This is a genomic window from Plantactinospora siamensis (assembly GCF_042434095.1).
Taxonomy (GTDB): domain Bacteria; phylum Actinomycetota; class Actinomycetes; order Mycobacteriales; family Micromonosporaceae; genus KBS50.
The window spans coordinates 519,269-542,584 of sequence record NZ_JBHLUE010000004.1 but is presented as its reverse complement, the minus strand read 5'-3'; the positions used below and the strand labels follow the sequence as shown (position 1 = coordinate 542,584).

The following is a 23,316-nucleotide window of genomic DNA, read 5'->3' as shown; positions in this document are numbered from 1 at the left end:
GATCTTATCCGGCGAGTTGTGGTGTATTCCAACTTAGTCACGACTACGTCCGTTTCGCGTCTGTCGGGCGTCAGACTGCCGGAAGGCGGCGTTTCATGGAGAAGCGGCGTGCGGCGGGACGCCCGCCACGGAAGATCACGCGTCGGGAGGTGCCATGGAGGCCGCGTCGTTGCGGAACTCCGTTCCCCCCGGACGGGCCACCACCTTCTTCGGCTTCGTCTGGACGGTGGTCGCCGTAGCCGTGGCGGTCTGCGCCGCGCCGCTCGCCGCCCTGCCCGGCCGGGTGCCGGCCCTGCCGGCGGCGTTCTGGCTGATGGCCGCCCTCGCGGTGGCCGGCGACGCGCACCCGTTCACCCCCTCCGGCCAGCGACCCAGTCCGGCGGTCTTCCCGTCGATCTGCTTCAGCTTCGCCATCCTGCTCGGCTGGGGGCTCGGCCCGGCGGTCGCGGTGCAGACCCTCGCGGTGGCCGTGTCGAGCTGGCGGATGCGGCACGCCGTGTGGCGGGCGGCCTTCAACGCCGGGCAGTACGCCTGCGCGCTCGCGGTGGCCCGCGAGGTGGCCCGGCTCGCCGTACCGGGTGGATTCGCCGCCGGATTCACGGTGTCCTGGGCCGACGTGCTGGCCGTGGCGGCGGCCGGCGCCGCCTGGTTCCTGGTCAGCTACGGGCTGGTCACGCTCGCCCTGCGGATGCGCTTCGGGGTGCGCTGGTGGAGCGCCTTCCGGCAGGGGTTCGCGTTCGAGGCCGTGTCGAACAGCTCCCTCCTGCTGCTCGGCCCGGTGCTGATGGCCGCGGCCCGGGTCAGCGCCGGGCTGATCCCGCTGATCATCGTGCCGCTCTATGCGGTCTCCCGGATGGCCCGGCTCTCCGGCGAGCAGGAACGGCAGGCCCGGCTGGATCCGCTCACCGGCCTGGCCAACCGCAAGGCGCTGGTGGACGAGGTGGCCGAGCAGATCTCCCTGCACGCCGAGCGCGCGGCCAAGGGGGAGCCCGGCCGGCTGGCCCTGTTGCTGCTGGACCTGGACCGCTTCAAGCACGTCAACGACGCGCTCGGGCATGCCGTCGGCGACCGGCTGCTGGTGGAGGTGGGCCGGCGGCTGACCGCGTCGGTCCGGCCCGGCGACCTGGTGGTCCGGCTCGGCGGGGACGAGTTCGCCATCCTGTCGGGCCGGCTCGCCGGCCTCGACGCGGCCCGGGAGATCGCCGACGGGGTGGCCGCGGCGCTCACCGAGCCGGTGGCCTTGGACGGGTTGCCGCTGGACGTGGGCGGCTCGATCGGGATCGCGCTCTACCCGGAGCACGGTCGGGACTTCGAGACCCTGATGCGGCACGCCGACGTGGCCATGTACGACGCCAAGCATCGCGGGGACACGGTGGCGGTGTACGCGGCAGAGTCCGACCACAACTCGCCCGAGCGGCTCAGCCTGCTCGCCGACCTGCGCCAGGTGCTGGAGGCGCCGGGCAGCGCCGGCGCCGCGGATGACGTCGGCGAGATCACCATGTATTACCAGCCGCAGATCGCGATCGCCAGCGGCGATGTGGTGGGGGTGGAGGCGCTGCTGCGCTGGCGGCACCCGCGGCGCGGCATGGTGGACCCCGAGGAGCTGATCCGGGTGGCCGAGCAGAGCGCCGTGATGCGCCTGCTCACCCGCCGGGTCGTCGACGACGTGGTGGAGCAGATCGCCAAGTGGTCGGCGGCCGGCATCGAGCTGCGGGCCGCGGTCAACGTCAGCGTCCGGGACCTGCACACCGGGGAGATCGCCGACCAGATCGCCGACCGGCTGGCCCGGTTCAACGTGCCGCCGTCGCAGCTCCAGCTGGAGATCACCGAGGGCGCCCTGATGGCGGATCCGCGCCGGGTGCTGGCCACCATCTCCCGGCTCGACAAGATCGGGGTGGCCATCGCCCTCGACGACTTCGGCACCGGCTACTCGTCCATGCAGCACCTGCGCCGGCTGCCGCTGGCCGAGGTGAAGGTGGACCGATCGTTCGTGCTCGGGATGGCGGTCGACGCGGACGACGCGGCCATCGTCCGCTCGATGATCGAGCTGGCCGGCGCGCTGGGCCTGCGGGTGGTGGCCGAGGGCGTGGAGGACGAGCGGACCTGGCGGCTGCTGCACGCCGCCGGCTGCGACGTCGCCCAGGGCTGGTTCTACGCCCGGCCGATGCCGGCCGCCGAGCTGGCGACCTGGCTATCCCGCTACCGGCCCCTGCAACCGGGTCCCGTGCAGCCGGGGTCCGGTCGGCACCGGTGGCCGACCGCCTCCATCCGCGGCGTCCGGGTCGACCAGGGCCGCGCCGACGTCAACTGAGCTCCCGCAGCCCCGGCGCCCGGAAGACCCGCCGCGCCCGCCGGTCGCCGCGGCACCGCCGCCTTTCGGGGAGGCGGTGACCGGCGACCGCGCGGTGACAAATAGACTCGCTCGGGTCACCGCGCGCCTGCGAGGCTGTGTCGGTGCCCGGTTCCGGCCCGGGACGCGAGCCGGGGGACGTACACCGTCGAGGCACGAAAAGGGGATACGGATGGCCGCCATCTCCCGCGAGGAGGTCGCGCACCTGGCGCGCCTGTCGCGGCTCGCCGTCACGGAGGAGGAGCTGGACAGGTTCGCCGGCCAGCTCGACGTGATCCTGCAGTCGGTGGCCCGGGTGGGTCAGGTCGCCGCCGCCGACATCCCGCCCACCTCGCACTCCGTGCCGCTGACCAACGTGTTGCGGGACGACGTGGTGACGCCGTGCCTGACGCCCGAGGAGGTCCTGTCGGGCGCGCCGGACGCCGACCAGCAGCGCTTCCGGGTGCCCCGGATCCTCGACGAGGAGGCCGCATCATGAGCGAGCGCAGCGAGCAGACCGACCTGACCAGGATGTCGGCGGCCGGGATCGCCGGGCTGGTGGCCGCCGGCGAGGTGTCGGCGATCGAGGTGACCCGCGCGCACCTGGACCGGATCGGCGCGGTCGACGACCAGGTGCACGCCTTCCTGCACGTCGACGCCGAGGGCGCCGAGCGCGCCGCCCGGGCCGTGGACGAGCGCCGGTCGGCCGGCGAGCCGCTCGGCCCGCTGGCCGGGGTGCCGGTGGCGGTGAAGGACGTGCTGACCACCCGCGGGGTGCCGACCACCGTCGGCTCGAAGATCCTCGAGGGCTGGCGCCCCCCGTACGACGCCACGATCGTCCAGCGGCTGCGTGACGCCGGCACGGTGATGCTCGGCAAGACCAACATGGACGAGTTCGCGATGGGCTCGTCGACCGAATACTCCGCCTACGGCCCCACCCGCAACCCGTGGGACCTGACCCGGATCCCGGGCGGCTCCGGCGGCGGCAGCTCGGCCGCGCTGGCCGCGTACGAGGCGCCGCTGGCCATCGGCTCGGACACCGGCGGGTCGATCCGGCAACCGGGCGCGGTCACCGGCACGGTCGGCGCCAAGCCGACGTACGGCGGCACCTCCCGGTACGGGCTGGTGGCCTTCTCCTCGTCGCTGGACACCCCCGGGCCGTGCGCCCGGACGGTGCTGGACGCGGCGCTCCTGCACCAGGTGATCGGCGGGCACGACCCCCGCGACTCCACCTCGATCCCGCAGCCGGTGCCCGACGTGGTGGCCGCGGCCCGCGCGGGCGCGGCGGGCGACCTGACCGGGGTGAAGCTCGGGCTGGTCCGCGAGTTCTCCGGCGAGGGCGCCGAGCCGGGCGTGCTGGCCGCGTTCCGGGACGCCGTGGACGCGCTCACCAAGCTGGGCGCCGAGGTGGTCGAGGTGTCCTGCCCGCACTTCGAGTACGCGCTGCCGGCGTACTACCTCATCTCGCCGAGCGAGTGCTCATCGAACCTGGCCCGGTTCGACGGCGTCCGCTTCGGGTTGCGGGTCGGCGACGACGGCAACCGGTCGCTCGAGGAGGTCATGTCGCTCACCCGGGACGCCGGCTTCGGCCCCGAGGTCAAGCGCCGGATCATCCTCGGCACGTACGCGCTCTCCTCCGGCTACTACGAGGCGTACTACGGGCAGGCGCAGAAGGTGCGCACGCTGATCAGCCGGGACTTCGCGGCCGCGTTCGAGCGGGTGGACGCGCTGATCGCGCCCACCACCCCGTTCGTGGCGTTCCCGTTCGGCTCCCGCACGAGCGACCCGTACCAGATGTATCTGGCCGACCTGTTCACCATCCCGAGCAACCTGTACGGCGGGCCGGCCATCTCGGTCCCGTGCGGCCTGTCCGAGGGGCTGCCGGTGGGCCTGCAGGTGATGGCACCGACGATGGCCGACGACCGGATGTACCGGGTCGCCGCGGCGCTGGAGAGCGCGGTCGGCTCGTTCACCCCACCGGCGCTGTGAGGCAGGAGCAACCATGACGACGACACTGCCCGCGTACGACGAGGTGGTCGCGCGGTACGAGCCGGTGATCGGCCTGGAGACGCACGTCGAGCTGGGCACCCGGACCAAGATGTTCTGCGGCTGCCCGACCGACTTCGGCGGCGAGCCGAACACCCGGGTCTGCCCGGTCTGCCTGGGCCTGCCCGGCTCGCTGCCGGTGGCCAACAAGGCTGCCATCGAGGCGATCATCCGGATCGGCCTGGCGCTCAACTGCTCGATCGCCAGCTGGTGCCGGTTCGCCCGGAAGAACTACTTCTACCCGGACATGCCGAAGAACTTCCAGATCAGCCAGTACGACGAGCCGATCTGCGTGGACGGCTACCTGGACGTCGAGGTGGACGGGGAACTCGTCCGGATCGAGATCGAGCGGGTGCACCTGGAGGAGGACACCGGCAAGTCGCTGCACGTGGGCGGCGCCACCGGCCGGATCCACGGCGCCACCGAATCGCTGGTCGACTACAACCGGGCCGGCATCCCGCTGGTGGAGATCGTCACGAAGCCGATCCCCGGCACCGGCACGCTGGCTCCGGTGGTGGCCCGCGCGTACGTCACCGAGCTGCGGGACGTGATCCGCACGCTCGGCGTCTCCGACGTACGGATGGAGGAGGGCTCGCTGCGCTGCGACGTGAACACGTCGCTGAACCGGCCCGGCGAGGAGTGGGGCACCCGCACCGAGACCAAGAACGTCAACTCGCTGCGCTCGGTGGAGCGCGCGGTCCGCTCGGAGATGCTGCGCCAGGCGTCGGTGCTGGATGCGGGCGGCCGGATCACCCAGGAGACCCGGCACTTCCACGAGGACACCGGGGACACCACGCCGGGCCGGTCCAAGGAGACCGCCACCGACTACCGCTACTTCCCCGAGCCGGACCTGGTGCCGCTGGCCCCGGACCCGAGCTGGGTGGCCGAGTTGAAGGCGGCGCTGCCGGAGCTGCCCCGGGTGCACCGCCGGCGGCTGCAGGAGCGGTGGGGGCTCTCCGACCTCGACATGCAGTCGGTGGTCAACGCCGGCGCGGTCGAGCTGATCGAGCAGACCATCGCGGCCGGCGCCACCCCGGCCGGCGCCCGCAAGTGGTGGCTGGGCGAGCTGTCCCGCCGGGCCAACGAAACCGGTGTCGAGCTGGCCGCCGTGGGCGCCACCCCGGCCCAGGTGGCCGAGCTGCAGCGGCTGGTCGACGAGGGCAAGCTGAACGACAAGCTGGCCCGTACCGTGCTCGAGGGCGTGGTGGCCGGCGAGGGCTCGCCCGCCGAGATCATGTCGAACCGCGGCCTCGGCGTGGTGTCGGACACCGGCGCCCTCACGGCGGCCGTGGACGAGGCCATCGCCGCCAACCCGGACGTGGCCGCGAAGGTACGCGGTGGCAAGGTGGCCGCGGCCGGCGCGCTGGTCGGCGCCGTCATGAAGACGACCCGGGGTCAGGCCGACGCCCGGACGGTCCGCGACATGGTGCTGGAGCGCCTCGGCGTCGAGGGCTAGGCGGGCCCCGCCGCGCCAGTCCGACGGGGCTTCGCCGGTCGGGTGGGTGGGTTTCGCCGAAGCCCCCCGCTCTGGGCGGTGAGGTTTGATCCCGACGCGGGCGGGCTGCGGCGAAACCCCCGTGGTGGTCCGGGCCGTCCCGGCGCTGCCGTCCCGGGCTGCGTGCGGGGACCTGCTTGGATGAGCGGCATGGATTTCGCGTTCTTGGCCGTGAGCTTGGCCATTCTCGGGGTGTTGCTCATGCAGGTGGCCGGGTCGGGTCGGCGGGACGGCACCGCGTGGCGGCTGGGCGAGATCGAGCGCCGGCTCGATCTCGTCATGAATCACCTCGGAATCGAGGATCCCGGGGCGGAGTTGCCCGGGGTGCGGGAGCATCTTGCGCGGGGCGACAAGATCCAGGCGATCAAGGCGTACCGGGAGGCAACCGGCGCGGACCTGCGGACCGCCAAGGACGCGGTGGAGGCGATGGGCCGCTGACGGTCGCCCGGCGGCCCGCGTGCCCGCGGCGCGCCCCGCGGTGCGGCGACGCTGACGGTCGTCCCGCGGCCCCCGCCGGGTCGCGCTGGCTACGGACCGTGGATCAGCCGGTGGTGGTCGGGACCGGGGCGCCGGGGGCGCTGGAGTTGGACGGGCTCACCGTGGGCGTCGGGGTGGGGCCGCGGGTCGGGGTGGGCGTCACGGAGGCCTTCGGGTCGCCCGCCGCCGGGTTGGTGATGATGTGCCGTTCGAGGCTCACCTGCGCCTCGCCGGTGCCGCCGACCGTGATGTCGTCGTACGCCTGGAGCTTCTGCCCCGGATCGAAGTAGAGCACCGACATGCTCAGCGGGGTGGGCTTCTCGCCCTCCAGGCCGCGCAGCCCGGCGCCGCCGGTCGACCCCTCCACGAAGAGCTGGGTCGGTTGCTCGCCGTCCACCTGCGGAAGCCGCAGCACCTCGCGGTGGTGCACGTGCCCGGAGAGCACCAGCGGGACGGTCCCGGAGAGCGGACCGGCGGAGGCCGGGTCGTGCACCAGCGCGATGTCCACCTTCTGCGGCGCGGCCGAGCGGATCGTGGCGGCCAGCCGTTCCCCGGTGGTGATGACCTGATCGGCGACCTGCGTGGTGAGCCCCGAGCCGGCCGGCGAGGTCTCCTTGTCGGGGGTGAACCGCGGGTCGCCGGCGCCGGCGATGGTCAGCCCGGCGACCTTGGTGAGCGACTGGTCGAGGACCGTGGCGTTGGGCTGCTTGGCCACGGCCGCCGCCGTGGCGCTGGAGTCGTGGTTGCCGCGGATGTAGACGTACGGCTTCTTCAGCTGGCCGATGGAGTTCACGAACGAGGCCTCCGGCTCGCTGCCCCAGTCGGTGATGTCCCCGGTGTCGATGACCACGTCGATGTTGAACTGCTCGACCACCGTGCGGATGACCTGCCAGGCGGACGGGTTGAGGTGCAGGTCCGAGATGTGCAGCACCCGCGTGGTGCCGGGGGACGGCTCGTACACCGGGAGCGCCGAGAGCGTCGTGTAGAGCTTGCTCACGTTGCCGACCAGCCGTTGCAGCTGGTCGGCGTACTTGCCATAGTTCGTGGCGATCGACCGCGCATCGCCGACGATGGCCGGCGCGTTGACCAGCAGGCCCTCGTAGCGCGGCTCCTCCAGGGCCCGGGGGTGCAGGGTCAGCCCGGCCAGCCCGAGGCTGCCGCCGGTGATGACCAGCGAGAGCACCCCCGACCAGGCGACCCGGCGTACGTTCCGGAAGACCAGGGCGGCCAGCAGCAGCGACCCGAGCAGGGCCGCGCCGATGGTCCGCAGGATCAGCCGGGCCGCGCCCTCGCTGACGTCCCGGACGGCGAGGCTGCTGATCCGGTCCAGGTTGCCCGGGTCGCTGATGAGCGCCTCGGTACGCCGCTGGTCGAGGGCGCCGAGCTGCACGGTGAGCCGGGTGGGCCCGTCGTGGCTGTCGAACTCGAGGGCGCCGAGCGGCGGGATGCGGACCGTGGTGCCGCCGCTGGCGGACGGGCTGAGCGCCAGCTGCGCGCGGAACGGGCCGATGTCGGTCTCCACCCGGCCGCCGAGCAGGGTGCCGAGCACCACGCCGACCAGGCTCACCGCCACGATGGCCGCGGCGATCCGGGTCCGCCGACCCCAGGTCGAGGTCGCGGCCCGGCGACCGCCGTGCCACGCCGTGGTCAGCGCCCCGCCCGCCGCGGTCGCGCCACGCCGTACCGCTGCCGCGGTCGCCGCGCGCCGCGCCGCGGTGGTGTCGCGCCGCGCCGCGGTCGTGTCGCGCGGTGCCGCCGGGTCCCTTCGCTCGTCAGCCACGAGAGGGTGACCTGCCCGCCCACCGATCTTGGGAAACCTGCCGGCGTCGCGGGCTCAACTGCGCCCCGCGCCGCCGTCGGAGAACACCAGCCGGATCAGTCGGTCGTCGTCGGCCCTCGGCCGGCCCCGGCCGTCCTTGTTCGAGGTGGAGATCCAGAGCGAACCGTCCGGCGCCGCCACGGCGGCCCGCAGCCGCCCGTACCGGTTGGTCAGCACGGCCCGGGGCTGGCCCAGCACGCCGCCGTCGGCGGTCAGTTCCATGAGCCAGAGCCGCTCACCCTTGAGGCACGCGGCCGCGAGCAGCCGCCCGATGATGGCCGCGCCGGAGCAGGACGCCTCGTCGGTGTGCCACTGCACCAGCGGGTAGCTGAACCTCGCGTCGGTGCCCGGCTGGTCGGAACCCGGCGCCCCGCCCTCGACATCGGGCCAGCCATAGTTGTGCCCCGGCTCGATCCGGTTGATCTCGTCCCAGGTGTTCTGACCGAACTCGGTGGCGTACAGGCGCCTGTTCTCGTCCCAGGCCAACCCCTGCACGTTGCGGTGCCCGAGCGACCACACCGGCGAGTTGGCGAACGGGTTGCCGGGCGCCGGCTTGCCGGCCGGGGTGATCCGGAGGATCTTGCCGGCCAGGCTCTTCTGGTCCTGCGCGAGGCCGCGTTGGGTGGCGTCGCCGGTGGTCGCGTACAGGAAGCCGTCCGGGCCGAAGGCGAGCCGACCCCCGTTGTGGACGCCGGAGCGCGGGATGCCGGTGAGGATGGGTGTCGGCTGGCCACCGAGGGTGAGTCGGGCGATCCGGTTGTCCCGGTCGGTGGAGTAGTAGACGAAGACCGCCTTGTCCTTTTCGTATTCCGGTGAGACGGCGATGCCGAGCAGACCTCCCTCGCCACCCGCCGCAACTCCCTCGACCGTCTGCACCGTAGCGACCTTGAGGCCGTCCGGGCCGGACTCGGGGCCGACCTTGAGGATCTTCGCGGAGTCCCGCTCGGTGACCAGGGCGCCGCCGTCGGGCAGGAACGCGATGGCCCACGGCACGTTCAGGCCGGTGGCGAGGACCGTGGCGGCCACCTCCTGATCGGTGCCGCCGCCCCGCGTCGAGGCCGGGGCCGTGGGGGTGGGAAAGCGCGGCGGCTCCCCGGCCGGGTCCGGCTTCGGTTCGCCGAAGGAACAACCGCCGGCCGCGAGGACGGCCGCCGCGCACAGCGCGACCGCCGCTCGGGCCCGGGCGCGGTGCCGGTACGTGGTCCGAAGGCTCACCGGCCCAGCCTAGTCGCGCCGGCACAGCGTCGCGGATCTCCCCGCGGTACGCGGCCGGGCGCCGAAGCCCCGCTCCGGCGCCCGCTCAGATCGGCCTTGATGCAACGTGTGAAACGGTGTAATCATGTAATCAGTACGATGGAGGTGCGGTATGCGAGACCGGAGATGGGATGTCGCGGGTGGCCGGAACGAGCCACCGCCCGCGGACGACGCGGCGGCCTGGATCACCGGGGCGGTCCCGGACGGTTGGTTCAACGGTCCACCGCGGGTCGTGGTGGACCGCGAAGAGATCATCATTGTCGGCCGGCTGCCCGAGCCGGAGTTGGCGGCCGAGGCGACGCCGGCGGACCGGGCGGCCGCCGAGGCGGGGCGGATCAACCAGCACCGGGAGGAGACCCGGGACCGGCGGATCGGGATCGCCCGGCAGATCGAGCACCGCTACCGCCGGAAGGTGGCCTGGGGCGCCGCCTGCGGCGAGACGGAGGAGTTGTTCACCAACGTGTCGGCGCCGGTGATGACCCGGCTCCGCCAGCCGGAGCGCCGGGTCCTCGACACCCTGGTCGACGCGGGTGTGGCGCGGTCCCGCTCGGAGGCGTTGGCCTGGTGCGTCCGGCTGGTCGGCCAGCACGCGCAGGAGTGGCTCGGTGAGCTGCGCACCGCCATGGGCACGGTCGAGGACCTCCGCCGCCGCGGCCCCACCACCTGAGGAAGGAAGGGCCCCTTGTTATCGCTTTTCGTATAGGAAGGGGCCCTTCCTAACCGTTCGGCGTCGGCCGGCCGCCCGGCGGCGGCGCCGGAGGGCTATCGTCGGCCAGCGTGAAGATCTGGATCCCGCACGAGGAGGGCCGGTCGCTGCTCGGCGAGCTGCCCGCGGACGTACGCGTGGAGATTGTGGCCGACCCGCAGCAGCCGCCGGCGGAGCGCGCCGGCGTCGAGTTCTGGGTGCCGCCGTTCCTCGCGCCCGGCACGGCGGTACGGCTCGCCGCGGAGCTGCCCGACCTGCGCGTCGTACAGCTGCTCTCGGCCGGCGCCGACGCCTGGGCCGGCCGGCTGCCCGCCGGGGTGACCCTGTGCGACGCCCGCGGCGTGCACGACACGTCCACCTCGGAGTGGGTGCTCACCGCGATCCTGGCCCACCTGCGCGCGTTCGACGAGTTCGCCCGGGCGCAGGCCCGGCACGAGTGGGCGAGCCTCGACTACCTGCCGACGGACGAGCTCGCCGGCAAGCGGGTGCTGCTCGTCGGCGCGGGCTCGATCGGCGCGGCCATCGAGGCACGGCTCCGGCCATTCGAGGTGGAGATCACCCGGGTGGCCCGGACGGCCCGGCCGGAGCAGGGCGTGCACGGCGTGGCGGAGCTGCCGGAGCTGCTGCCGCACGCCGACATCGTGGTGCTGATCGTGCCGCTCACCGACGAGACGCGCGGCATGGTGGACCGGAAGTTCCTGGCGTCGATGCACGACGGCGCGCTGCTGGTGAACGCGGCCCGCGGCCCGGTTGCGGACACCGACGCGCTGGTGGCCGAGCTGAGCGCCGGTCGGCTGCGGGCCGCGCTGGACGTGACCGACCCGGAGCCGCTGCCCGCCGGCCACCCCCTGTGGGACGTGCCCGGCCTGCTGCTCACCCCACACGTGGGCGGATCCGTACGCGGCCTGCTGCCCCGGGCGTACCGGCTGGTCGGGGCGCAACTGCGGCGCTTCCTTGCCGGGGAACCCCTGGAGAACGAGGTGGTGGGCGGCTACTGACCGGCCGAGCCCGGGCCGCGGGAGGCCGCGCCGGGGCTCGGGCCCGGTGTGCCGGGGCTCGGGCTCGCTGTGCCGGGGCTCGGGCTCGGTGTGCCGGGCGAGGCCGGGGCGTCGGGCGAGGCCGGGGTGTCGGGCGAGGCGGGGCTGTCGGGCGAGGCGGGGGTGTCGGTGGCGGCCGGGCCGGGGGCCGCCGCCGGGTCCAGCGGCTGGCCGCTCGCGGCGATCAGGCGCGACAGGTCGGACCGGCGTACGCCGGGCAGCGCGGCGGAGGCGCCGTCGGTCAGCCGGACCGTCACCCGACCTCGCTCGTCGACGCCGAACTCGGCCACGTCTGGCCACGGGATGCGACGCTGGCCCACCAGCGCGCGCAACCGCAGCCCCGCGGGGTCGGCGTCGGTGCCGGACCGCCAGGCCCAGATCCCGATGGCCAGGGGCACCAGCAGGATCGGCGCGAGATACCAGCGCAGGCTCGCCACCGGCAGCGCGCCGATGAAGGCGATCAGGGCGGCCAGCCAGATCGTCTGGCTGTGCCGGAAGCGGACGGTGTCGGCGGAGCTCACCCGCCGATTTTCGCACCCGGCGGCCGGGTCCGGGCCGGCGGCCCGCTGCCGGGGCCGCCGGAGCGCGGGTGTTAAGAAGGGCCCCTTCCTATACAAAAAGCGATAAGAAGGGGCCCTTCCTTACACCCTCAGGCGGTGGCGTAGCCCGGCATGGGGTAGCCGGCGAGCAGGTCGCGGACCTCGCCGGCGATCCGCTCGATCGTGCTCTCGTCGTCCTTGACGGCCGCGCCGATCGCCTCGTCCATCCAGGCCGCCACCTGCGGCATCTGCTCCTCGGTGAGGCCGCGGGTGGTCAGCGCGGCGGTGCCGAGCCGGATTCCGGACGGGTCGAACGGCTTGCGCGGGTCGTACGGCACGGTATTGTAGTTGAGCTCGATGCCGGCCCGGTCCAGCGCCTGCGCCGCCGGCTTGCCGCCGATGCCCTGGCCGGTGAGGTCGGCGAGGATGAGGTGGTTGTCCGTGCCGCCGGAGACCAGGTCGTAGCCCCGCTCGACGAGCGCGGCGGCCAGCGCCTTGGCGTTGGCCACGATCTGCGCCGCGTAGGCCCGGAAGTCCGGCCCGGATGCCTCGCGCAGCGCCACCGCGATGCCCGCTGTGGTGTGGTTGTGCGGGCCGCCCTGCAGGCCCGGGAACACGGCCTTGTCGATCGCCGAGGCGTGCTCGGCGGTGCTGAGGATCATCGCGCCGCGCGGGCCCCGCAGGGTCTTGTGGGTGGTGGTGGTGACGACGTCGGCGTGCCCGACCGGCGACGGGTGCGCGCCGCCCGCCACCAGACCGGCGATGTGCGCGATGTCGGCCACCAGCACCGCGCCGACCTCGCGGGCGATCTCGGCGAAGCCGGCGAAGTCGATGGTGCGCGGCACGGCCGTGCCGCCGCAGAAGATCACCTTCGGGCGTTCCCGGCGGGCCACGTCGCGGACCTCGTCGAGGTCGATCCGCCCGGTCTCCCGGGACACCCCGTAGCGGACGGAGTTGAACCACTTGCCGGTGGCCGAGACGGACCAGCCGTGCGTGAGGTGCCCGCCCATCGGCAGCGACATGCCCAGCACGGTGTCGCCGGGGGAGAGGAAGGCCAGATAGACCGCGAGGTTGGCGGGCGAGCCCGAGTATGGCTGGACGTTGGCGTGATCCACCCCGAAGAGCGCCTTGGCCCGCTCGATGGCCAGCGTCTCGATCTGGTCGATCAGCTGCTGGCCCTCGTAGTAGCGGCGCCCGGCGTAGCCCTCCGAGTATTTGTTGGTCAGCACGGTGCCGCTGGCCTCCAGCACCGCCGCCGACACGTAGTTCTCCGACGCGATCATCCGCAGCTTGTCGTGCTGGCGCTGCGCCTCGGCCTCGACGAGGCCGGCCAGCTGCGGGTCCGCCGCAGTCAGGCTGGGAATCGGTGGTATGTGCACGAGCGTCCTCCTGGCTTCGTCCGGCGGCCGCCACCAGCGCGACCGGCGGAATGGAGCGGCTGCTTCACCGCACCGGATCCTGCCAGTGCGGGTAGCCACGGTCCCCGGCGGGCGGGTGCCCGTCGGCCTCCGCGTACGCCCAGGCGCGCGACGCACGCATCCGGTCGCTCCCCGGTGGTTCTCTCCACCTCACGGCGCCAGTCGCGAGTACGTCGATGCTACCCGTCGAGCGGGCCGGGGAGCGGCAGCGCAGCGCCGGCGAAGGGGCTTGACCGGTTCAGCTGGCGCGCGGCGGAGCGGTGCTGCCGCGCGGGGTCAGGTGCGCGCCCTCGTCCTGGTACGCCCCGACCTGCTCGCCGCGGATCAACGCCAGCAGGTGCCGGGCGGCGTGCCCGCCGTACGCCGGAATGTCCCGGCTGAGCGCGGTGAGGGCCGGGTGCACGAGTTGGCACAGCGGCGAGTCGTCCCAGGCCACGATGGACAGTTCGCCGGGCACGGCCAGACCCATCTCCTGGGCCACGGCCAGGCCGGCGATCGCCATCACGTCGTTGTCGTACATGATCGCGGTGGGTCGTTCGGGGGCGCTGAGCAGCCGGCGGGTGACCCGGGCGCCGTCCTCGCCGCTGTAGTCCGAGGGCACGCTGAGCGACCAGCGCACCTCGGGGCGCTCGCAGACGCGCTGGAAGGCCGACGTGCGGAGCTCCGTGTGCAGCAGCCCGGGCAGGCCGCCGACCCGGGCGATCCGGCGGTGTCCCAGGGCGATGAGGTATTCGAGCGTCTCGGTCACGGCCGCGGCGTCGTCGGACCAGACGTGCGGCAGCGCGCCGGTGTGCCCGGGGCCGCCGATGACCACGGCCGGCAGGTCCAGCTCCTCCAGCATCGGCACCCGCCGGTCGTCGGCGCGCAGGTCGCAGACGAAGACCCCGTCCACCCGGCGCTCGCCCCACCAGCGCCGATATACCGCCACCTCGGCCTCGGGGTCGGCCACCACCTGCAGGGTGAGCGCGTAGCCGCGGGACGACAGCTCGGCCTCGACGCCGCTGATGAGCTCCATGAAGAACGGCTCGATGCCGAGGATCCGGGCCGGCCGGGACAGCGCGAGCCCGACGGCCCGGGCGCTGGCCCCGGAGAGCGCCCGGGCGGCGCTGTTCGGGTTGAAGCCGATCTCCTCGGCGATCGCGAGAATGCGTTGCCGGGTCGCGGCCGAGACGCCGGGCTGACCGTTGAGGGCGTACGAGACGGCCCCCTTGGACACCCCGGCCCGCCGGGCCACGTCGGCGATCGTGGGCCGCTTCACCGCGCTCCTTCGGATCGGTCGTTCTCCCCGGACCGAGGTAAGGATGGCCCGGGGGTTGGCACCTTACCGGTCGGCGGGGCCGGCCGGAGGCGCTCACTACTTGCACGGTTAAGCATAGTGGTCCCGATGCTCGCGGCGGGAATTCCTATACAACGTTGGAAGTGGGTGGGAGCGCTCCATGTAACGGTAAAGATGATGAAAACGGGCCAACCGCTTCGGCAAATTTCGGCGTAGGTCACGGCTCGGCTACGGGATCGCTCGCTTATTGACACACCTTGTCACCCCACTTACGGTGGCTTTCACTTACCCGGTTCAGTCGACGTTCCTCGATCATGGGAGCGTTCCCACATTGTGCTCGGAGGATTGGCAAATGAGACGGTCTTTGCCCAGATGGCTGCGGGTGGCCGCGGTGGGGCTGGTGGCGACCACCATGGTCGCCGCGTGCAGTGGCAAAAGCACGACCTCCAGCGGTGACAGCTCCCAGGTCACCCTGAAGATCGCGTTCTGGGGGGACTTCGGCCTGACGGATCTCAAGACCAAGTACGAGGCCGCGCACCCCAACGTCAAGATCGAGCTGAACACGGGCGAATACAACGCCCAGCACGAGGACCTGCAGAAGAAGCTGATCGCCGGCTCCGGCGCGCCGGACATCGCGGCGATCGACGAGGGCTTCATCGTGCAGTTCCGCTCGCAGGCCGACAAGTTCGTCAACCTCCTCGACAAGGGCGCCGGCTCGTACGAGAGCAAGTACCTGCCGTGGAAGTGGAAGAACTCGATGTCGCCGGACGGCAAGGCGCAGATCGGCCTCGGCACCGACGTCGGCGGCCTGGCCATGTGCTACCGGACCGACCTGTTCAAGGAGGCCGGCCTGCCCACCGAGCGGGACCAGGTCTCAGCGCTCTGGCCCGACTGGGACAAGTTCATCGACGTCGGCAAGCAGTACACCAACAAGACCCACAAGAAGTTCATCGACGCCGCGTCGAACATGTTCAACCCGATCCTCACCCAGCAGCCGGTCGGCTTCTACGACCAGAACGAGCAGCTGCAGATGGACGGCGGGCCGAAGGTCGCCTTCGACTACAGCGTGAAGGCCGTCCAGGCGGGCCTCTCGGCCAACCTGGCCAGCTTCCAGGCCGACTGGGACAAGGGCTTCCTGGGCAACAAGTTCGCCGTGCTGGCCTGCCCGGCCTGGATGCTCGGGCACATCAAGGACACCGCGCCGTCCACCAAGGGCAAGTGGGACATCGCGGCCGTTCCCGGCGGCGGCGGCAACTGGGGCGGCTCCTGGCTGACCATCCCCAAGCAGGGCAAGCACGTCGACGAGGCGTACAAGCTGCTGGAGTGGCTGGTCCAGCCGGAGCAGCAGATCGAGATCTTCAAGTCGGTCGGCAACCTGCCCTCGCAGCCGGCGCTCTACACCGACCCGGCGATCGCCGACTTCAAGAACCCGTTCTTCAGCAACGCCCCGGTCGGGCAGATCTTCCCGAAGATGGCGCAGGGCCTGCAGCCGCAGTACCTGGGCAAGAAGGCCGGCCCGACGCGGGTGGCCGTGGAGAACGTGCTCACCCGGGTGCAGAACGGCTCGCTCAAGCCGGACGCCGCCTGGGCGGAGGCCGTCAAGCAGGCGCAGAAGGCGGCGTCGAGCTGAGGTTGCGGTCCCGCGGCCCCGATCCGGGGCCGCGGGACGGCGCCCGCCGGGGCCGCACCGGGACCGGATCGCCACGGGGGCGGTCCGGTCCCGGTCCGCCCGCCACCGCCTTGGTTCCGCCGTCCCGGCCATCCGTCCGAGGAGAAGACCTGATGTCCACCACCCGCACCCAGCCGGCCCCGTTCGGCGGCCAGCGGGCCGGCCGCCCCGGCGGGCCGCCGGCCGTCGGCCGGGCGCCCGTGCCGCAGCGGTCCAACCTGCGCAACCGGCTGCTCCGCTTCGACATGCGCTACATGCCGTACGTCATGATCGCCCCGTTCTTCCTGCTGTTCGCGGTGTTCGGGGTCTTCCCGCTGATCTTCAACGCGATCGTCGCGTTCCGGAACTGGCGTCTGGACGACCCGACCAAGACCGGTTGGGCCGGTACGGAGAACTTCACCAAGCTGTTCGGCGACTCCGACTTCTGGAACGCCCTCTACAACACCCTGGGCATCTTCGTGCTCTCCACGGTGCCGCAGCTGATCATCGCGCTCGTGGTGGCCTCGGTGCTGAACCGCAGGCTGCGCGGGCAGTCCTGGTGGCGGGTCGGCGTGCTGCTGCCCTACGTCACCCCCATCACGGCCTCCACGATGGTGTTCAGCACGATCGTCTCCCGCGACTACGGCATCGCGAACTGGGTGTTGGGGTTGGTCGGGATCGGCGGCGCCGACCATCCGATCGACTGGCGGGCCGACAAGCTGCACTCCTGGATCGCCATCGCCACGATGGTCAACTGGAAGTGGATCGGCTACAACGCCCTGCTCTACCTGGCGGCCATGCAGTCCATCCCGCGGGACGTCTACGAGGCCTCGGCCATCGACGGCGCGGGGCCCAGCCGCCAGCTCTGGCAGATCACCGTCCCGATGATCCGCCCGGTGGTGCTGTTCACCGTGGTGCTGTCCACGATCGGCGGCCTGCAGCTCTTCACCGAGCCGATGCTGTTCGACCTCAACTCGCAGAGCGCCACGGGCGGCCCGAACGGCGAGTGGCAGACCATCGGCCAGCTCATCTACAAGGTCGGCTGGAAGGACCTCAACCTCGGCTACGCGGCCGCCATGGCGATGGCGTTGTTCGTCATCGTGCTGCTGCTCACCGGCCTGAACGCCCTGCTCACCAATCGCATCGGAGGAGGACGACGGTGACCGCCAGCACCGCCGCACACACCGCCCGGCACTCCGCCGCCCCGACCGCGGCGCCGCGCGGCCGCCGCGCCGCCCTGCTGGGCCGGGCGCCACAGGACACCCCGGGCAGCATCAAGACGTACCTGCTGCTCGCGCTCATCGTGCTCTTCTCGGCGTTCCCGATCTACTGGATGTTCGTGATCGCCACCAGCACCGACGAGGCGCTCACGAAGACGCCGCCGGCCGTCGTACCGGGCAACCAGTTCTTCGTGAACCTGCACGAGGTCTTCACGATGCAGGACGTCTACTTCGCGGCCTCGCTGATCAACAGCCTCATCGTGTCGTCCGTGGTGACCCTCTCGATGCTGTTCTTCTGCTCGCTGGCCGGCTTCGCCTTCGCCAAGCTGCGGTTCCGGGGCAGCAACGCGCTGATGCTGTTCGTGGTGCTCACCCTCACCGTGCCCAGCCAGCTCGGCATCGTGGCCCTGTACATCGTGATGGGCAAGCTCGGCTGGAACGGCACCCTGCTCGCGGTGATCGCGCCCAACCTGGTCACCGCGTTCGGGGTGTTCTACATGCGGCAGTTCATCCTCAACGCCGTGCCGGACGAGCTGATCGAGTCCGGTCGGATGGACGGCGCCACCACGATGCGGCTGTACTGGAGTCTCGTGATCCCGGCGATCCGCCCGGCGCTGGCCGTGCTCGGCCTGCTCACCTTCGTGGCCACCTGGAACGACTTTCAGTGGCCGCTGATCACGCTGAACGGCTCGGACTTCCCGACCTCGATGGTGGCCATCTCCGACCTGGCCAGCGGCAACTACGTCATCTACCGCCGGGTGCTGGCCGGCGCGTTCGTGGCCACCCTGCCGCTGCTGGTCCTGCTCGGCATCGGCGGCCGGCAGATCGTCCGCGGCATCATGGAAGGCGCGGTGAAGGCGTGACGGCGTCCGTCCGGCCGCTGCACGACGGATGGACGCTGCGCGCGGAGCCCGGTCCGGACGTACCGGCCGAGCTGATCGGGGTGGCGGTGCCGGCGACCGTGCCGGGCTGCGTGCACACCGATCTGCTCGCGGCCGGTCTGATCCCGGACCCCTACCTGGACGCCAACGAGACGGCGCTGTCCTGGATCGGGCGCACCGACTGGACGTACGAGACCAGCTTCGACTGGGCGGGCGCCGACACCGAGCGGGTCGACCTGGTCTGCGCCGGGCTGGACACCGTGGCCACCGTGCTGCTCAACGACGTCGAGCTGGGTCGTACCGCCAACATGCACCGGGGCTGGCGGTACGACGTCCGGGCGACGCTGCGGCCTGGCCGGAACGTGCTGCGAGTGCGCTTCGGCTCGGCCTACCGCTATGCCGAGGCCATGCGCGACCGCCTCGGCGACCGGCCGAACGCCTACCCGGAGCCGTTCAACTTCATCCGCAAGATGGCCTGCAACTTCGGCTGGGACTGGGGACCGAACCTGGTCACGGCCGGGATCTGGCAGCCGATCTCGGTGCACTGCTGGGACACCGCGCGGCTGGCCGAGGTCCGCCCGCTGGTCACCGTCGAAGAGGGCCGGGGCCGGGTGGCCGTACACGTCCGGCTGGACCGGGCGGGCGACGGGCCGGTCCGGGTGGCCGCGGCCCTCACCGGCGCGCCGGACGGCCCGGCCGAGGCCGCCGTGACGGTGCCGGCCGGGGAGCGCACGGCCGTGCTCGACCTCACGGTGGCCGATCCCGAGCTGTGGTGGCCGCGCGGGTACGGCGGGCAGCCGCGCTACCCGCTGGCCGTCACCCTGCACGACACCGACGCCGACGCCGCTGACGCCGACCCAGACGCCGACCCCGACGCCGCCGCTGACGCCGACGCCGGCGGCGGCGGCAGCGGCGAGCTGGACCGGGTGGACCGGCTGATCGGGTTCCGCACGGTCAGCCTGGAGACCACCCCGGACGCCCTCGGTACGCCGTTCACCCTCGTGGTCAACGGGCGACCGGTCTTCGTCCGGGGCGCCAACTGGATCCCCGACGACGCGTTCCCGACCCGGGTGACCCGGGAGCGGTACGCGCGCCGGCTCGACCAGGCCGTCGGGGCCAACCTGAACCTGCTGCGGGTCTGGGGCGGCGGCCGGTACGAGTCGGACGACTTCTACGACCTCGCCGACTCGCTCGGCCTGCTGGTGCAGCAGGACTTCCTCTTCGCCTGCGCGGCGTACCCGGAGGAGGGCCCGTTCCCGGCGGAGGTGGCGGCGGAGGCCCGCGAGCAGGTGGCCCGGCTTGCCGGGCACCCGAGCCTGGTGCTGTGGACCGGCTGCAACGAGAACATCTGGGGATTCCACGACTGGGACTGGCGGGCGCCCCTGGCCGGCCGCAGCTGGGGCGAGGGCTACTACCTGGACCTGCTGCCGGGCATCGTGGCCGAGCTGGACCCGACGGTGCCGTACTGGCCGGGCAGCCCGTGGTCCGGCCGCGCGGACCTGCACCCCAACGATCCCGGACACGGCACCATGCACATCTGGGACGTGTGGAACGACGACGACTACACCAAATACCGCCAGTACGTGCCGCGGTTCGCGGCCGAGTTCGGCTGGCAGGCGCCGCCGGCGTACGCCACGCTGCGGCGGGCCCTGTCGGACGAGCCGCTGGCGCACGACTCGCCCGGGATGGCGCACCACCAGAAGGCCATCGACGGCGACCGGAAGCTCCAGCGGGGGCTGGACGCGCACCTGCCGGCGCCGCGGGACTTCGACGACTGGCACTATCTCACCCAGGTGGTCCAGGCCCGCGCGGTGGCGTGCGGGATCGAGCACTTCCGGGCGCACCGGCCGGTGTGCATGGGCACCATCATGTGGCAGCTCAACGACTGCTGGCCGGTGACCTCGTGGTCCGCCGTGGACGGGGACGGCCGGCGCAAGCCGCTGTGGTATGCGCTGCGCCGCTCGTACGCCGACCGGCTGCTCACCGTGCAACCGCACGAGGGTGGGCTGGTGGTGGTGGCGGTCAACGAGACCGCGACGCCGTGGGCCGCCGAGGTGGCCCTGGTCCGGCTCACCCTGGACGGGGAGCCGCGAGCCAAGGCGTCGCTGCCGGCACGGGTGCCCGCGTACTCGGCCGTGGCGCTGCCGGTGCCCACGGACCTGGCGGATCCGGAGCGCCCGCGCAACGAGCTGCTGCTGGCCGACGCGGAGAGCGCCGGCGCGGCCCGGCGGGGCGAGGCCGGCGACGCCGAGCGGGCGCTGTGGTTCTTTGCCGAGGACCGCGACCTGGAGTGGCCGGTGGCCGACTACACGGCCGAGGTGGACCGGGTCACCGGCGGCTACCGGGTCCGGGTGAACGCCCGTACCCTGCTGCGGGATCTCACCCTGCTGCCCGACCGGCTCGACCCGGGCGCCACCGTGGACGATGCGCTGCGCACGCTGCTGCCCGGGGAGACCGCCACCTTCACGGTGTCCACATCGGCCACCCTCGACCCCGCCGCCCTGGTCACCCGCCCCGTCCTGCGCTGCATCAACGACATCCGGTAAGGAAGGGCCCCTTCTTATCGCTTTTTGTATAGCAGGGGCCCCTTCTTAACCGCTCGCGGCCGAGGCGGGGGTGGCGGCCGCCAGGCAGCGCAAGGCCGCGGCCAGGCTTTCCGGTGCCGCGGGAAGCAGGGGCGGACGTACCGCGGGGGTCGGGATCCGGCCCTGCGCGTGCAGGACGGCCTTGACCACCGCGGGGTTGGGCTCGGCGAACAGCGCCGCCGACAGCGCCGCGAGCGGGCCGCCCAGGGCCCGCCCGTGGCGGGCGTCGCCGGCCCGCCACGCGTCGACCAGCTCGGCGAACCCGGCCGTGGCCAGGTGCGCCGAGGCCAGGATCGCGCCATGCCCGCCGAGGGCCAGCAGCGCCGACACGAACACGTCGTCGCCGCCCAGCACCGCGAAATCCGGGGGTACGTCGGCCAGCAGCGCCACGGTGTCCGCATCGATGCCGCCCACGGCCAGCTTGATGCCGGCGATGTTCGGCGTGCCGGCCAGGTCCCGCAGCGCGGTCACCGGCAGCGGCTGCCCGGTGCGGTACGGGATGTGGTAGACGATCATCGGCACCGGGCTGATCGCGGCCAGCCGGCCGAGGTGGGCCACCGTGGCCGCCGCGCCCGGCCGGAGGAACGGGGGGACCAGGGTGAGCGCGCCGGTCACCGCCGGCCGGCCGGCCAGGTCCCGCAGCTCCGCCTCGGTGTTGGCCCCGACGAGCAGGCCGGCGGAGCGCTCGGCGCAGACCCGCGACACGGTCTCCAACACGGTGTCCCGCTCGGGACGGGTGAGCGCGGACGGCTCGCCGGTGGTGCCGAGCGCCACCACGCCGGCGGCTCCGGCCGTGAGGACGTCCCGGGCGAGGCCGGCGAGCGCGTCCGGATCGACCGATCCGGCGGCGTCGAACGGGGTGACCAGCGGCACGTGCAGCCCATCGGGTGTCATGGGTCCAGCCTCGGCGCCACGAAGCTCCAGGTCCAGTTCGGCCTTCTTGCCTGATGCGTAAGCTGAGCTGATGCTTGACGTCCGTCGCCTGCTCCTGCTGCGCGACCTGGGCCGGCTTGGCACGATCGCCGCGGTCGCGCAGGCGCGCGCGTACACACCCTCGGCGGTGTCGCAGCAGCTCAGCGTCCTGGAACGGGAGGCCGGAGTGCCGCTGCTGGGCCGCAGCGGGCGACGGGTGGCGCTGACCGCCGCGGCCGTCACCCTGGTCCGGCACGCCGAGGAGGTGCTGGCCGCTCTCGAACGGGCCGATGCGGCCCTGGCCGCCGCCCAGGCGGGGCTGTCCGGAACGCTGCGCATCGGGGCGTTTCCGAGCGCGGCCCGGACGCTGCTGCCGGCCGCGCTCGTGGCGCTGGCCCGGGACCATCCGGGGCTCGACCTGGAGCTGACCGAGCTGGACCCGGTCGACGTGCCGGACGCGGTCCGGGACCGGCGGCTCGACCTCGCGCTCGTGCACGACTACGACGTCGTGCCGGCCGAGCCGGATCCGGCCCTGGCGGCGCAGCCCCTGCTGGACGAGACCGTTCACCTGGCCGTCCCGACCGACGGTCCGCCGGACGCCGACCCGGATCCGCCGGATCCGGTGGCCGGGTTCCGGGAGGCCGGCTGGATCGCCGGCACCCCCGGCACGCTCTGCCACGCGGTGACGCTGCACGCCTGCCGGGCCGCCGGGTACGCGCCGCGGATCCGGCACCACGCCGACGACTTCGGCACGGTGCTCGCGCTGGTGGCGGCGGGCCAGGGGGTGGCGCTGGTGCCGCAGCTCGCCGCCGGACGCCCGCCGGACGGGGTACGCCTCGTCCCGCTGGCCCTGCGCCGGCGAACGGCCCTGACGTACCGCCGGGGTGGGGCCGACCACCCGGCGGTGGCGGCGGGGATCGCGGCGGTCCGGCGCAGCACCGCAGATCTTGGTTTTCCGGTCCTTGGATAGGGTGTACGGGACTTCACGATCGCAGTCCGAGGGCGCCGGCCAGCCGGCGTGATCAGCGGAGGAAGCATGTTCTCGCTCACCGTGGACGAGTCGACCCGGTTGGTCCTCGCCGAGCCGCAGCACGCACCCACGGTCAGCGCGCTGATCGAGCGCAACCAGCGCCGGCTCGCCCGGTGGCAGCCGTGGGCGGCCTGGCCACCGACGGTGCAGAGCTCGCTGGACTACATCACCACCGGGCTGCAGAACTTCGGCAAGGGCACCGAGATCTACACCCTCATCGAGGACGCCCGGGACGGCATCGTCGGCAGTTGCGGCATGCGGATCGACCCGCTCAACCTGACCGGTGACGTCGGCTATTGGCTGGACGAGGCCGCCGAGGGCCGGGGCCTGGTAACCCGGTCGGTACGCGCGCTGACCCGGGCCGTGTTCGCGGACCGAGGCCTGCGCCGGGTGCAGATCCGCACCATGGTGGACAACCGGCCGGCCCGGGCGGTCGCCGAGCGCCTCGGCTTCGACTACGAGGGCGTGCTGCGCCGGTCGCTCAGCTTCGGCGAGCACAGCGAGGACATGGCCCTCTACGCCACCCTCGAACCGCCGGCCTGACCGCCCGCAGGACCCTGACGGCGCCCGCAGGACCCTCCGCAGGACCCTGACCGCCCGCTGCGGGCGGACGGCCGCTCCGGGGCCGGCGGCGCACGTTAAGA

At 72.9% G+C, this 23,316-nt stretch carries 18 protein-coding genes, 1 pseudogene and 1 riboswitch; of the genes and pseudogenes, 13 read left to right on the top strand and 6 right to left on the bottom strand.

Features of this window, described 5'->3' with window-relative positions; translation table 11 throughout:
- Nucleotides 1-154: 154 nt before the first annotated feature.
- The 5 genes from ACFFHU_RS07365 to ACFFHU_RS07345 all read left to right on the top strand — a co-directional run bounded on the left by ACFFHU_RS07365 (nucleotide 155) and on the right by ACFFHU_RS07345 (nucleotide 6,308).
- Nucleotides 155-2,311 carry a putative bifunctional diguanylate cyclase/phosphodiesterase gene (locus ACFFHU_RS07365; protein ID WP_377336923.1) on the top strand — a complete coding sequence of 719 codons (2,157 nt, stop codon included), beginning with the start codon at nucleotides 155-157 and terminating at the stop codon, nucleotides 2,309-2,311.
- Nucleotides 2,312-2,522: 211 nt separating this feature from the next.
- Nucleotides 2,523-2,828 carry an Asp-tRNA(Asn)/Glu-tRNA(Gln) amidotransferase subunit GatC gene (gatC, locus tag ACFFHU_RS07360; RefSeq protein WP_377336922.1) on the top strand — a complete coding sequence of 102 codons (306 nt, stop codon included), beginning with the start codon at nucleotides 2,523-2,525 and terminating at the stop codon, nucleotides 2,826-2,828.
- Nucleotides 2,825-4,318 carry an Asp-tRNA(Asn)/Glu-tRNA(Gln) amidotransferase subunit GatA gene (gene gatA / locus ACFFHU_RS07355; RefSeq protein ID WP_377336921.1) on the top strand — a complete coding sequence of 498 codons (1,494 nt, stop codon included), beginning with the start codon at nucleotides 2,825-2,827 and terminating at the stop codon, nucleotides 4,316-4,318. Before gatC ends, gatA begins: the two co-directional genes overlap by 4 nt.
- A 13-nt stretch (nucleotides 4,319-4,331) precedes the next feature.
- On the top strand, nucleotides 4,332-5,831 hold the full coding sequence (gene gatB / locus ACFFHU_RS07350) for an Asp-tRNA(Asn)/Glu-tRNA(Gln) amidotransferase subunit GatB (protein ID WP_377336920.1): 1,500 nt from the start codon (nucleotides 4,332-4,334) through the stop codon (nucleotides 5,829-5,831).
- A gap of 189 nt (nucleotides 5,832-6,020) precedes the next feature.
- Nucleotides 6,021-6,308 (top strand): hypothetical protein, encoded by a 288-nt coding sequence (locus ACFFHU_RS07345; RefSeq protein ID WP_377336919.1) that lies wholly within the window; start codon nucleotides 6,021-6,023, stop codon nucleotides 6,306-6,308.
- Between the two features lie 103 nt (nucleotides 6,309-6,411).
- Here ACFFHU_RS07345 and ACFFHU_RS07340 read toward each other — a convergent pair whose 3' ends face one another.
- On the bottom strand, nucleotides 6,412-7,998 hold the full coding sequence (locus tag ACFFHU_RS07340) for a metallophosphoesterase family protein (protein ID WP_377337276.1): 1,587 nt from the start codon (nucleotides 7,996-7,998) through the stop codon (nucleotides 6,412-6,414).
- Nucleotides 7,999-8,181: 183 nt separating this feature from the next.
- Nucleotides 8,182-9,381 carry a PQQ-dependent sugar dehydrogenase gene (locus ACFFHU_RS07335; RefSeq protein WP_377336918.1) on the bottom strand — a complete coding sequence of 400 codons (1,200 nt, stop codon included), beginning with the start codon at nucleotides 9,379-9,381 and terminating at the stop codon, nucleotides 8,182-8,184.
- Nucleotides 9,382-9,532: 151 nt separating this feature from the next.
- Here ACFFHU_RS07335 and abmR point away from each other — a divergent pair, with 151 nt between their 5' ends.
- Both abmR and ACFFHU_RS07325 read left to right on the top strand, forming a co-directional pair.
- A complete protein-coding gene (gene abmR, locus ACFFHU_RS07330) occupies nucleotides 9,533-10,087 on the top strand; it encodes an ATP-binding transcription factor AbmR (protein WP_377336917.1) in 555 nt (184 codons plus the stop codon).
- A 110-nt stretch (nucleotides 10,088-10,197) separates the two neighbouring features.
- A complete protein-coding gene (locus ACFFHU_RS07325) occupies nucleotides 10,198-11,124 on the top strand; it encodes a 2-hydroxyacid dehydrogenase (RefSeq protein WP_377336916.1) in 927 nt (308 codons plus the stop codon).
- Nucleotides 11,125-11,312: 188 nt separating this feature from the next.
- Here ACFFHU_RS07325 and ACFFHU_RS07320 read toward each other — a convergent pair.
- The 3 genes and pseudogenes from ACFFHU_RS07320 to ACFFHU_RS07310 all read right to left on the bottom strand — a co-directional run.
- A pseudogene (locus ACFFHU_RS07320) lies at nucleotides 11,313-11,684 on the bottom strand (PH domain-containing protein); the annotation flags it as partial.
- A gap of 128 nt (nucleotides 11,685-11,812) precedes the next feature.
- Nucleotides 11,813-13,081: a serine hydroxymethyltransferase gene (gene glyA, locus ACFFHU_RS07315; RefSeq protein WP_377336915.1), complete on the bottom strand. Its 1,269-nt coding sequence runs from the start codon at nucleotides 13,079-13,081 to the stop codon at nucleotides 11,813-11,815.
- Between the two features lie 130 nt (nucleotides 13,082-13,211).
- Nucleotides 13,212-13,296: riboswitch (ZMP/ZTP riboswitch) on the bottom strand.
- Nucleotides 13,297-13,358: 62 nt separating this feature from the next.
- A complete protein-coding gene (locus ACFFHU_RS07310) occupies nucleotides 13,359-14,378 on the bottom strand; it encodes a LacI family DNA-binding transcriptional regulator (RefSeq protein ID WP_377336913.1) in 1,020 nt (339 codons plus the stop codon).
- A gap of 370 nt (nucleotides 14,379-14,748) precedes the next feature.
- Between ACFFHU_RS07310 and ACFFHU_RS07305 the strand changes: the two genes are divergently transcribed.
- The 4 genes from ACFFHU_RS07305 (at nucleotide 14,749) to ACFFHU_RS07290 (ending at nucleotide 20,691) form a co-directional block, all read left to right on the top strand.
- Nucleotides 14,749-16,026, top strand: coding sequence for an ABC transporter substrate-binding protein (locus ACFFHU_RS07305; protein ID WP_377336912.1), 1,278 nt, complete (start codon nucleotides 14,749-14,751; stop codon nucleotides 16,024-16,026).
- A 152-nt stretch (nucleotides 16,027-16,178) separates the two neighbouring features.
- Nucleotides 16,179-17,207 carry a carbohydrate ABC transporter permease gene (locus ACFFHU_RS07300; protein WP_377336911.1) on the top strand — a complete coding sequence of 343 codons (1,029 nt, stop codon included), beginning with the start codon at nucleotides 16,179-16,181 and terminating at the stop codon, nucleotides 17,205-17,207.
- Between the two features lie 74 nt (nucleotides 17,208-17,281).
- Nucleotides 17,282-18,127, top strand: a complete 846-nt coding sequence (locus ACFFHU_RS07295; protein WP_377337275.1) for a carbohydrate ABC transporter permease — start codon at nucleotides 17,282-17,284, stop codon at nucleotides 18,125-18,127.
- Entirely contained in the window at nucleotides 18,124-20,691 is a 2,568-nt protein-coding gene (locus ACFFHU_RS07290) for a glycoside hydrolase family 2 protein (protein WP_377336910.1), read from the top strand. Before ACFFHU_RS07295 ends, ACFFHU_RS07290 begins: the two co-directional genes overlap by 4 nt.
- Nucleotides 20,692-20,736: 45 nt before the next feature.
- Here ACFFHU_RS07290 and ACFFHU_RS07285 read toward each other — a convergent pair whose 3' ends face one another.
- Complete coding sequence (locus tag ACFFHU_RS07285) at nucleotides 20,737-21,624, bottom strand: dihydrodipicolinate synthase family protein (protein WP_377336909.1); 888 nt, start codon at nucleotides 21,622-21,624, stop codon at nucleotides 20,737-20,739.
- A 70-nt stretch (nucleotides 21,625-21,694) separates the two neighbouring features.
- On the opposite strand from ACFFHU_RS07285, the gene ACFFHU_RS07280 reads away from it, so the two are divergent.
- A complete protein-coding gene (locus ACFFHU_RS07280; protein ID WP_377336908.1) occupies nucleotides 21,695-22,612 on the top strand; it encodes a LysR family transcriptional regulator in 918 nt (305 codons plus the stop codon).
- 66 nt (nucleotides 22,613-22,678) lie between these two features.
- Entirely contained in the window at nucleotides 22,679-23,215 is a 537-nt protein-coding gene (locus tag ACFFHU_RS07275; RefSeq protein ID WP_377336907.1) for a GNAT family N-acetyltransferase, read from the top strand.
- Nucleotides 23,216-23,316 lie beyond the last annotated feature (101 nt).

Coding starts and splice junctions, on each gene's coding strand:
- ACFFHU_RS07300 (WP_377336911.1), top strand. CDS start 16,179: ATGTCCACCACCCGCACCCAGCCGGCCCCGTTCGGCGGCCAGCGGGCC.
- ACFFHU_RS07305 (WP_377336912.1), top strand. CDS start 14,749: ATGAGACGGTCTTTGCCCAGATGGCTGCGGGTGGCCGCGGTGGGGCTG.
- ACFFHU_RS07345 (WP_377336919.1), top strand. CDS start 6,021: ATGGATTTCGCGTTCTTGGCCGTGAGCTTGGCCATTCTCGGGGTGTTG.
- ACFFHU_RS07365 (WP_377336923.1), top strand. CDS start 155: ATGGAGGCCGCGTCGTTGCGGAACTCCGTTCCCCCCGGACGGGCCACC.
- gatB (WP_377336920.1), top strand. CDS start 4,332: ATGACGACGACACTGCCCGCGTACGACGAGGTGGTCGCGCGGTACGAG.
- gatC (WP_377336922.1), top strand. CDS start 2,523: ATGGCCGCCATCTCCCGCGAGGAGGTCGCGCACCTGGCGCGCCTGTCG.
- ACFFHU_RS07275 (WP_377336907.1), top strand. CDS start 22,679: ATGTTCTCGCTCACCGTGGACGAGTCGACCCGGTTGGTCCTCGCCGAG.
- ACFFHU_RS07285 (WP_377336909.1), bottom strand. CDS start 21,624: ATGACACCCGATGGGCTGCACGTGCCGCTGGTCACCCCGTTCGACGCC.
- ACFFHU_RS07280 (WP_377336908.1), top strand. CDS start 21,695: ATGCTTGACGTCCGTCGCCTGCTCCTGCTGCGCGACCTGGGCCGGCTT.
- gatA (WP_377336921.1), top strand. CDS start 2,825: ATGAGCGAGCGCAGCGAGCAGACCGACCTGACCAGGATGTCGGCGGCC.
- abmR (WP_377336917.1), top strand. CDS start 9,533: ATGCGAGACCGGAGATGGGATGTCGCGGGTGGCCGGAACGAGCCACCG.